The organism is Pseudoalteromonas sp. S8-8, from assembly GCF_000497875.1.
Classification (GTDB): Bacteria; Pseudomonadota; Gammaproteobacteria; order Enterobacterales; family Alteromonadaceae; genus Pseudoalteromonas; species Pseudoalteromonas arctica.
On sequence record NZ_AUTR01000049.1, the window covers coordinates 53,820 to 63,215 of the forward strand.

10 protein-coding genes and 1 rRNA gene are annotated in these 9,396 nt (G+C 42.0%); 9 read left to right on the plus strand and 2 right to left on the minus strand.

Annotation, left to right across the window (positions count from 1 at the left end; translation table 11 throughout):
• The first annotated feature begins 109 nt into the window (after positions 1 to 109).
• The 6 genes from L659_RS0116730 to hemF all read left to right on the plus strand — a co-directional run bounded on the left by L659_RS0116730 (position 110) and on the right by hemF (position 5,057).
• The gene (locus L659_RS0116730; RefSeq protein WP_024591288.1) at positions 110 to 1,228 is read left to right on the plus strand and encodes a LysM peptidoglycan-binding domain-containing protein; all 1,119 of its coding nucleotides are present in this window, start codon (positions 110 to 112) and stop codon (positions 1,226 to 1,228) included.
• A 31-nt stretch (positions 1,229 to 1,259) separates the two neighbouring features.
• A complete protein-coding gene (dprA, locus tag L659_RS0116735) occupies positions 1,260 to 2,351 on the plus strand; it encodes a DNA-processing protein DprA (RefSeq protein ID WP_024591289.1) in 1,092 nt (363 codons plus the stop codon).
• Between the two features lies 1 nt (position 2,352).
• Positions 2,353 to 2,826 carry a DUF494 family protein gene (locus L659_RS0116740; protein WP_010555161.1) on the plus strand — a complete coding sequence of 158 codons (474 nt, stop codon included), beginning with the start codon at positions 2,353 to 2,355 and terminating at the stop codon, positions 2,824 to 2,826.
• A 114-nt stretch (positions 2,827 to 2,940) separates the two neighbouring features.
• Positions 2,941 to 3,516 (plus strand): DNA topoisomerase family protein, encoded by a 576-nt coding sequence (locus tag L659_RS0116745; RefSeq protein WP_024591290.1) that lies wholly within the window; start codon positions 2,941 to 2,943, stop codon positions 3,514 to 3,516.
• A gap of 25 nt (positions 3,517 to 3,541) precedes the next feature.
• Entirely contained in the window at positions 3,542 to 4,105 is a 564-nt protein-coding gene (locus tag L659_RS0116750) for an L-threonylcarbamoyladenylate synthase (RefSeq protein WP_024591291.1), read from the plus strand.
• A gap of 1 nt (position 4,106) precedes the next feature.
• Positions 4,107 to 5,057 (plus strand): oxygen-dependent coproporphyrinogen oxidase, encoded by a 951-nt coding sequence (hemF, locus tag L659_RS0116755; protein WP_024591292.1) that lies wholly within the window; start codon positions 4,107 to 4,109, stop codon positions 5,055 to 5,057.
• Between the two features lie 63 nt (positions 5,058 to 5,120).
• Here the strand turns inward: hemF and L659_RS0116760 are convergent, their stop codons facing one another.
• On the minus strand, positions 5,121 to 5,558 hold the full coding sequence (locus L659_RS0116760) for a group II truncated hemoglobin (protein WP_004335148.1): 438 nt from the start codon (positions 5,556 to 5,558) through the stop codon (positions 5,121 to 5,123).
• 53 nt (positions 5,559 to 5,611) lie between these two features.
• Here L659_RS0116760 and aroE point away from each other — a divergent pair, with 53 nt between their 5' ends.
• Positions 5,612 to 6,436 (plus strand): shikimate dehydrogenase, encoded by an 825-nt coding sequence (gene aroE, locus L659_RS0116765; protein ID WP_024591293.1) that lies wholly within the window; start codon positions 5,612 to 5,614, stop codon positions 6,434 to 6,436.
• On the plus strand, positions 6,433 to 6,687 hold the full coding sequence (locus L659_RS0116770; RefSeq protein ID WP_007584142.1) for a DUF1488 family protein: 255 nt from the start codon (positions 6,433 to 6,435) through the stop codon (positions 6,685 to 6,687). Before aroE ends, L659_RS0116770 begins: the two co-directional genes overlap by 4 nt.
• Here L659_RS0116770 and L659_RS0116775 read toward each other — a convergent pair.
• Positions 6,679 to 7,224, minus strand: coding sequence for a gamma carbonic anhydrase family protein (locus tag L659_RS0116775; protein ID WP_024591294.1), 546 nt, complete (start codon positions 7,222 to 7,224; stop codon positions 6,679 to 6,681). The two genes, L659_RS0116770 and L659_RS0116775, sit on opposite strands and share 9 nt — an antisense overlap.
• A 588-nt stretch (positions 7,225 to 7,812) precedes the next feature.
• Between L659_RS0116775 and L659_RS0116780 the strand changes: the two genes are divergently transcribed.
• Positions 7,813 to 9,348: ribosomal RNA gene (locus L659_RS0116780) — 16S ribosomal RNA — on the plus strand.
• The last annotated feature ends 48 nt before the right edge of the window (positions 9,349 to 9,396 follow it).

Sequence of the window (9,396 nt, forward strand, 5' to 3'; positions counted from 1 at the left end):
TTTCACTTGTGCTTAATTTAGGGTATTGTATGCTCTTATTTTAGCCATTCGCGTTCACCTTTAACAGGTTTTGGGCAATAATAATGAAAAAACAATACAAGGAAGCTCAATGAAATCTCCATTACTTGCAATCATGCTTACGTTAAGCGCTGCGTTCCCCGCAGTTGCTGACGTACTTAAAATAAAAAAAGATGCACCAAAACAGTATGTTGTAAAAAAAGGCGATACACTTTGGGATATTTCTGGCATCTATTTAGATGAGCCTTGGCTATGGCCTGAACTTTGGCAAATGAATCCACAAATTGACAACCCGCACCTAATTTACCCCGGTGATGCATTAGCGCTGATATACGATGCAGATGGAAACCCACGTTTAGTGATTAATAAAGGATATAGAAAGCTATCCCCTCAGGGTCGTATTACACCAAAAGGGCGTAATGCTATTACTACTTTGCCGCTTGAAATGATCAAACCGTATATCAGTTACGAACAAGCAATGAACAGTGACGATATTAAAGGCAAGCCTTATATTTTAGGTGCTAACGAAAATACTAAAACACAAACGTTAGGCCATATTTTATATGTTAAAGGCGACTTACAAGTACATAAAGCATATGCCATTTACCATAAAGGTGACCCTTACACCGATTTAACCGGTGAAGTGTTAGCAACGCGTGCATCTTACGTGGGTATCGCACGTGCGTTTAGAGCGGGTGATGAACACAATGGCGTGCCTTCGTCATTACGTGTTGAATCTGTTAAACGAGAAATTCAGCAAGGCGATTTTTTAATGCCGGCAATGGAAGGTCAAATGCTTCCTGCGTACTTTAATATTCACCGTCCTTCTGAGCCTGTAACAGGGAATATTATTGCTTCCCCACGACAAGTTAGAGAATTCAGCACAATGGATGTTGTAGTGCTAAACTTAGGCAGTGAACAAAACATAGAAGCGGGTCATGTATTAGATCTAGAACGTCAATCGCCAACGGTTATTGATGGTCCTCGTGGCCCTCGTTATCCAGAAGATTCTAGTAAATACGAGAAGCTTTTATCTGATGTGAGCCAATTATTTGGTGGTGAGTCTGACGAAGAGAGCACAACGTGGACTATGCCTAAAGAAAAAGTTGGCGAGCTAATTGTCTTTAAAGTGTATGACAAAATAAGTTATGCATTAATAACTAAAAACCAGCACCCAATTCGCATTGGAGATATTGCAGTTATTCATTAAGAAGTAGCGAGTCGGTGCTCTAGGAGAGAGCATGGATCAGTCATCTGGCAAGCTAGCCCACTGGCTTGCCTTTTATATGTGTAAAGGGTTGGGTATCAAAACCCTTTTAGCACTATCTACAAACTATTCCCTTGGGTCGTTATTCGACTTATCTCATGACAAGCTTTTACAGCTTGGATTAACCGCTAATCAAGCGAGTAATTTACTCAACACCAATTGGCAACAAGTCAGCCATTATGAGCAACTAATTGCGCAGCAGGGCATTACCGTTGTCTGTATTTTTGATGCGCTTTATCCAGAAGATCTCCGACAGATTGCCAGTGCGCCTTTATTACTATTTTGTAGGGGAGATGTCTCGTTATTATCTACTCCACAAATTGCAATTGTAGGGAGTCGTAATGCCACACCTACCGGGCTTGAAATAGCATCAGAATTTGCATACGAGTTAACTTTAGCGGGTATTACAGTTACCTCAGGTATGGCACGGGGAATAGATGGAGCAGCACATAAGGGCTCTCTTGCTGGTACGGGTAAAACCATAGCGGTGCTTGGTACTGGGGTTGATATTTACTATCCTAAACGCCATAAACTATTAACAGACCAAGTTTTAGAAAGCGGCCTGTTGGTGAGTGAGTTTTTACCAGGGGCAGCTGCTCATGCGCATAACTTTCCGCGCCGAAATCGTATTATTTCTGGGTTATCGTTGGGAGTGCTTATTGTTGAGGCTGAAATTAAAAGTGGTTCGTTAATTACAGTACGCTATGCGCTTGAACAAAATAAAGAGGTATTTGCAGTACCGGGTTCTATTAAAAACCCGTTAGCGCAGGCAAGTCACTTTTTAATAAAGCAAGGTGCTAAGCTGGTAGAAAACGTGGCTGACATTCTTGATGAGGTGAGTTTTACTTACGACAATAATGTATGTAACAAAGAGCAGCCTATTCAGGCAAATTCTCAATGCGAGGTTTTAAATAGCATTGGCTTTGAAGTCACCAGCGTAGACGACATTGTACGTCGTGCGCAGTGGCCAATAGACAAAGTGCTCGCTAGGTTGCTCGATTTAGAATTAGACGATCAGATTGAGCGAGTGTTAGATGGTTATATTAAGTTGAGCGCAGGAAGGTAATATGTTTGATATTCTTTTATATCTTTTTGAAAATTACATTCATAGCGAAGCGGATATATTTGCAGAGCAAAATGAATTAACCGATGAGCTACTGCGCGCGGGCTTTAATAAGCCTGAGATATTTAAAGCTCTCGATTGGTTAGAGCAACTCGCCGATTTACAACACAGCGATGAGTCTCCTTATCTTATTACTAACCCTAAAGATGCTGTGCGTATATTTACCGATAGTGAATGCCAAAGGCTCAGTGCTGAGTGTCGTGGCTTTTTAATGTTTATTGAGCAAATAGGCGTAATTAACAATGTAACTCGTGAGATGGTAATGGACTGTTTAGCCTCACTAGATAAACCAACCATAAGCCTAGAAGATTTAAAATGGATTGTACTTATGATTTTGTTTAATGTTCCTGGCTCTGAAGAGGCATATGAGCAAATGGAAGATTTGATTTTTGATGAACCCAGCGAACTTCTTCATTAGAGATAATTATCTTAATTGTACTCAAATTACTTAAACGGATAAGCACGGCATTGCTTGTATCTTTAAGTGGTTTGGGTATATTAGGCGAAAATTCACTAACCTATTAGGATCACCATGAGTAAAATCGACCATTCGCTTTTCTCGGCGAACAAGCACGCCCTCGAAAAAGAATACGAGATATGCCCACAGTGTGGTTCAGAGTTAGTGATCCGCAATAGTAAATCAGGCCCTTTTTTAGGATGCGCAAGTTATCCCCAATGCGACTTTATTAGGCCGTTGGCACATCACGATAGTAACGAAATTAAAGTTCTTGAAGATTCAGCATGCCCGCAGTGCAGCAAACCGCTGGTGGTTAAAAATGGCCGCTACGGTATGTTTATTGGGTGTACGGGATATCCAGAGTGCCATTACATTGCTAACGAAAATGAAGAAAAACAAAGCGAAGACACTTTGCCAAGTTGCCCTAAATGCAAAAAAGGTCATTTAGTCGCGCGCAGTAATAAATTTGGTAAAGTATTTTATTCTTGTGATTGCTATCCAAGTTGTAAATACACACTTAATAATAAACCGGTTGAACACCCGTGTCCTGAATGTAACTGGCCTATCGTCATAGAGAGAAATATGGCAAACGGCACATTATTGCAATGCCCACAAAAAAGCTGCATGCATAAGCTCACCCCAACTGAATAACGTTTAATTATATCTGGAGACTACTTTGTCAGACCTTTCAAATACGCCCACTGCAATAACATGCTTAACGCAAGGCGAAGTTATTTTATACCCAACAGAAGCTGTATATGGTTTAGGTTGTGATCCAGATAATCAACAAGCCGTTGAGGCACTATTAGCTATTAAGCAGCGCCCGGTTAAAAAAGGGCTTATTTTAATTGCTGATAACTACGGGCAATTATTAAAATACGTAGATGATGCAAAAATACCAATGGATAAACGCGCTGATATTTTTTCGAGTTGGCCTGCTGCAATTACATGGGTTATGCCTGCATCTAAAAATACGCCTAAATGGCTCACAGGGCAGTTTGATACCATCGCAGTAAGAGTAACAAACCATCCAACAGTAAAGCGTTTGTGCCAAGAGTTTGGTAAGCCACTAGTATCAACCAGTGCAAACTTAACCGGTCAAGAAACAGTAATTAGTATTGAGCAAGCCAAAGCGCAATTTGCAGAACAAGTTGGCTTTTACGTTGACGAGCCGTTAGGTGGTAATACTCAACCAAGCACAATAAAAGACGCCATGACTGGCAAAATATTTAGAGGTTAATATGCAAAGCGAATTATTAGATCAAGTAAAAGCATACTTTATGGCTTTGCAAGACACTATTTGCCAAGGTTTGGAGGCTGCAGATGGCAGTGCTAAATTTATAGAAGATAACTGGCAGCGAGCAGAAGGTGGTGGTGGTCGCACACGTGTAACCACAAATGGTACTGTAATAGAGCAAGGCGGAGTTAATTACTCACACGTATTTGGCGCTTCAATGCCAGGTTCGGCAACAGCACATAGACCAGAGCTTGCAGGGCGCAGCTTTCATGCGTGTGGTGTGTCGTTAGTTATTCACCCTAAAAACCCTCATGTACCAACAAGTCATGCCAATGTGCGCTTTTTTATAGCCGAAAAAGAAGGCGAAGAGCCAATATGGTGGTTTGGTGGCGGATTTGATCTCACTCCTTTTTATCCAGTATTAGAAGACGTACAGCATTGGCATCAAGTTGCTCACGACATTTGTGCGCCATTTGGTAGTGAAGTTTATCCAAAATATAAAACATGGTGCGACGAGTATTTTTATTTAAAGCACAGAGACGAGACGCGCGGAGTAGGCGGTTTGTTTTTTGACGATTTAAACGAACTTGGTTTTGAAAAGAGTTTTGCGTTTATGCAATCGGTGGGTAATGGATTTTTAGATGCCTATTTACCTATTATTGAACGTCGCAAAAATGACGAATACACAGAGCAACAACGTGATTTTCAGCTTTATCGTCGCGGACGTTATGTCGAGTTTAATTTAGTATGGGATAGAGGCACTTTATTTGGATTACAAAGTGGCGGGCGCACTGAGTCTATATTAATGTCTATGCCACCACTTGCACGCTGGGAATATAACTATAAACCAGAGCCAAGTAGCCCAGAAGCTAACCTATATCAGTATTACTTACGCCCGCAAGAGTGGCTAACTAGTCAACCAAGTGAGTTGATAGCCAGAGAATGGCAATTATAACAATTACACAGTAATCAAAAAGGCGCTAATTAGCGCCTTTTTGCATTGTGGCTAAATACAAATTTAATGCTGATTGATCATATGCGTTGCTAGTTGAGAGAATGATTGCTTTAAGCCTTCACGTAACAACGGATTGTCTATTTCTATATCCAGCGTTTTATTCATGCAGTACATCCATTGATCGCGCAATGCTTTATCTACAGTAAAAGGCATATGCCTTTTACGTAGCATTGGCTGGCCATGTTTTTCAGTAAATAGGTTTGGCCCGCCTAACCAACCAGATAAAAATTCAAAAAATACTTGGCGAATTCGATCTAATGGCAGAGGATGCATATCATATAACGGTTTAGCGTATTCATCTGACTCCATTATGTCGTAGAATCGATTGGAGATAGCTCGCGCCCCTTTCTCTCCACCTATTATTTCATACGGTGTTTTTTCAGGAGTAGGAGCCTGTTGCTCAGGAGCTGGCTTAGATTTAGAAAAAAGTCGTTTAATCATATTACTTATCATCGTTAATAGGCAGTATATAGCTGCAAAGAGGTTGCTTTAAAATGGACAAATATGCGGTTTTTGGAAATCCAATTAAACATTCAAAATCCCCCGCGATACATAAACAATTTGCTGTATCACTGGGTGAGCAAATCGACTATCGCGCAATATTAACACCTATCGATAACTTTGAAAAAACAGTATTGTCTTTTTTTGAGCAAGGTGGTGTTGGTGCTAACGTTACAATGCCATTTAAAGAGCAAGCCTATGCAATGGCCGATGAGCTTACGCCATTAGCTAAAATTGTAGGGGCTGTTAATACATTAAAAAAACGAGATGATGGCACATTACTCGGTGATAACACCGATGGTGTGGGCTTTGTAAATGATTTAGTCGCTAATGAAGTAGCCATAACTAATAAACGCATTTTAATCATAGGTGCGGGCGGTGCTGCTCGAGGGGTTATTTTACCTTTGTTAGAGCATAACCCTCAGGAAATAATAATAGTTAATCGCACAGCACAAAAAGCTAAAGAACTCGCAGAGCTGTTTACTCAATATGGACCAGTATCTGGCTTTGGCTTTGATGATTTACCAGTAAGCGATTACTCACTAATTATAAACTCTACATCTAGCAGTATGAATAATGAGCTTCCAGCTCTTGATGAAAAACACATAACTAACTGTGAAGTCGCTTATGACATGTTTTATTCATTGCAAAATACCATTTTTATGAATTGGGTTGCACAGCATAATATTAACGCTAAGCTTTTAGATGGCAGTGGAATGTTAGTTGGTCAAGCTGCTCAAGCATATTATGTATGGCGTAACAAAATGCCAAAAATACTTCCCGTCGTTGATGCACTCAAACAAGGAATGCTTAAATGAATCAGGCAATACAGTTTATAGATAGGCTAGAGTTTAGAGAGCCCGATCATCAGTTAGTTTTTTTTGCACAAGTTAGTGGCATGCTGGTGGAATGTATAATAGAAGTAAATACACTTAAATTAACAGACGAAAGTCACGCAACAGAGTATTTTGAAAAGTATCGTTTTGATTACGAAGAACGTGCCGAGGAGCTTATCGAAGAAGAGAGCTATAACTCGGCAGGCCAAATTGAAGTAAGCTTATTAACTTAAGTTATCGATTTCAGCTAAGTATTCATCTTTAAGTGATACATAGTTATCGGCAGATATTTTTAAGAAGGCAAGTTCTTGCTCTGTAAGAGGGCGGGCTTGCTTAGCTGGACTTCCTACATATAAGTAACCAGACTCTAAACGCTTGTTTGGAGGCACCAAAGAGCCGCCGCCTATAATTACATCATCTTCAACAACCACGTTATCCATAATGATAGCGCCCATACCCACAAGTATACGATCTCCTAGTACGCATCCATGCAACATTACCTTATGACCAACAGTTACATCGTCACCTATAATAAGTGGGTAACCATCAGGATTGCTTTTAGTTGCACGAGATAAATGCAATACACTGCCATCTTGTATATTGGAGCGTTTACCAATACGTATATAGTTAACATCACCACGTGCAGCTACTAACGGCCACACACTACTATTATCACCTAAAGTAATGTTACCAACCAAAACCGATGACTCATCAATATAAACAGACGAATTAAATGAAGGAGTAACACCTTTATAAGAACGAATTGCCATAGTTAGTGCCTTTTAGATCATGATTATTAGTATTTGAGTGTATCAGCAAGGTTATTTTTGTACCATAAAAGGCGCCGTTTGGTTACAAAACTATCAGTTTCAGGGGGTTTAGTTCAGATACTGACCGAACAGCATCTTTTTTTACTTTTTCTTTAAAAAAGTACTTGCGTAAAAATCTGTTCTCCCTATAATGCGACCCCACTGAGACGGGAAACGCTGAAGCATAGCGAGGCACGAACTACTCAGAGAGTTAAATAAAACTTCGGTTTTAAATTATCGAAAGAAAGTTTAAAACTAAGTGTTGACTCGAAAAATAAAGGGTGTATTATTCGCATCCCTTGAGACGCTAAAGCGACTCAAAACGTTCTTTAACAATATAAAGCAATCATCTGTGTGGGCACTCGTACAGATTGAGTTCTAACAGCCAACCTACTTAGGTAGCGAGGCAAACAAATTAGAGTCTCAATTGAAAACTGAGTGACCAACAGAATAGTTATTTCGGTAATTATTCGGCACAGTCAATTCAATATCGAAAGATATTAAAATAAATTCAGAATTCATTGAGCTGTCGAAAGACATAAAACTTTTTAATTGAAGAGTTTGATCATGGCTCAGATTGAACGCTGGCGGCAGGCCTAACACATGCAAGTCGAGCGGTAACAGAAAGTAGCTTGCTACTTTGCTGACGAGCGGCGGACGGGTGAGTAATGCTTGGGAACATGCCTTGAGGTGGGGGACAACAGTTGGAAACGACTGCTAATACCGCATAATGTCTACGGACCAAAGGGGGCTTCGGCTCTCGCCTTTAGATTGGCCCAAGTGGGATTAGCTAGTTGGTGAGGTAATGGCTCACCAAGGCGACGATCCCTAGCTGGTTTGAGAGGATGATCAGCCACACTGGGACTGAGACACGGCCCAGACTCCTACGGGAGGCAGCAGTGGGGAATATTGCACAATGGGCGCAAGCCTGATGCAGCCATGCCGCGTGTGTGAAGAAGGCCTTCGGGTTGTAAAGCACTTTCAGTCAGGAGGAAAGCGTGGTGGTTAATACCCATCATGTGTGACGTTACTGACAGAAGAAGCACCGGCTAACTCCGTGCCAGCAGCCGCGGTAATACGGAGGGTGCGAGCGTTAATCGGAATTACTGGGCGTAAAGCGTACGCAGGCGGTTTGTTAAGCGAGATGTGAAAGCCCCGGGCTCAACCTGGGAACTGCATTTCGAACTGGCAAACTAGAGTGTGATAGAGGGTGGTAGAATTTCAGGTGTAGCGGTGAAATGCGTAGAGATCTGAAGGAATACCGATGGCGAAGGCAGCCACCTGGGTCAACACTGACGCTCATGTACGAAAGCGTGGGGAGCAAACGGGATTAGATACCCCGGTAGTCCACGCCGTAAACGATGTCTACTAGAAGCTCGGAGCCTCGGTTCTGTTTTTCAAAGCTAACGCATTAAGTAGACCGCCTGGGGAGTACGGCCGCAAGGTTAAAACTCAAATGAATTGACGGGGGCCCGCACAAGCGGTGGAGCATGTGGTTTAATTCGATGCAACGCGAAGAACCTTACCTACACTTGACATACAGAGAACTTACCAGAGATGGTTTGGTGCCTTCGGGAACTCTGATACAGGTGCTGCATGGCTGTCGTCAGCTCGTGTTGTGAGATGTTGGGTTAAGTCCCGCAACGAGCGCAACCCCTATCCTTAGTTGCTAGCAGGTAATGCTGAGAACTCTAAGGAGACTGCCGGTGATAAACCGGAGGAAGGTGGGGACGACGTCAAGTCATCATGGCCCTTACGTGTAGGGCTACACACGTGCTACAATGGCGCATACAGAGTGCTGCGAACTCGCGAGAGTAAGCGAATCACTTAAAGTGCGTCGTAGTCCGGATTGGAGTCTGCAACTCGACTCCATGAAGTCGGAATCGCTAGTAATCGCGTATCAGAATGACGCGGTGAATACGTTCCCGGGCCTTGTACACACCGCCCGTCACACCATGGGAGTGGGTTGCTCCAGAAGTAGATAGTCTAACCCTCGGGAGGACGTTTACCACGGAGTGATTCATGACTGGGGTGAAGTCGTAACAAGGTAGCCCTAGGGGAACCTGGGGCTGGATCACCTCCTTATACGATTTAGAACTTATTTGTTCGTAGTGTCCACACAGATGATTGTTA

What these genes read in the sequence shown, in the direction of transcription:
- L659_RS0116730 (WP_024591288.1), top strand. Translation starts at nt 110, where the DNA reads ATGAAATCTCCATTACTTGCAATCATGCTTACGTTAAGCGCTGCGTTC.
- dprA (WP_024591289.1), top strand. Translation starts at nt 1,260, where the DNA reads ATGGATCAGTCATCTGGCAAGCTAGCCCACTGGCTTGCCTTTTATATG.
- L659_RS0116740 (WP_010555161.1), top strand. Translation starts at nt 2,353, where the DNA reads ATGTTTGATATTCTTTTATATCTTTTTGAAAATTACATTCATAGCGAA.
- L659_RS0116745 (WP_024591290.1), top strand. Translation starts at nt 2,941, where the DNA reads ATGAGTAAAATCGACCATTCGCTTTTCTCGGCGAACAAGCACGCCCTC.
- hemF (WP_024591292.1), top strand. Translation starts at nt 4,107, where the DNA reads ATGCAAAGCGAATTATTAGATCAAGTAAAAGCATACTTTATGGCTTTG.
- L659_RS0116760 (WP_004335148.1), bottom strand. Translation starts at nt 5,558, where the DNA reads ATGATTAAACGACTTTTTTCTAAATCTAAGCCAGCTCCTGAGCAACAG.
- aroE (WP_024591293.1), top strand. Translation starts at nt 5,612, where the DNA reads ATGGACAAATATGCGGTTTTTGGAAATCCAATTAAACATTCAAAATCC.
- L659_RS0116770 (WP_007584142.1), top strand. Translation starts at nt 6,433, where the DNA reads ATGAATCAGGCAATACAGTTTATAGATAGGCTAGAGTTTAGAGAGCCC.
- L659_RS0116775 (WP_024591294.1), bottom strand. Translation starts at nt 7,224, where the DNA reads ATGGCAATTCGTTCTTATAAAGGTGTTACTCCTTCATTTAATTCGTCT.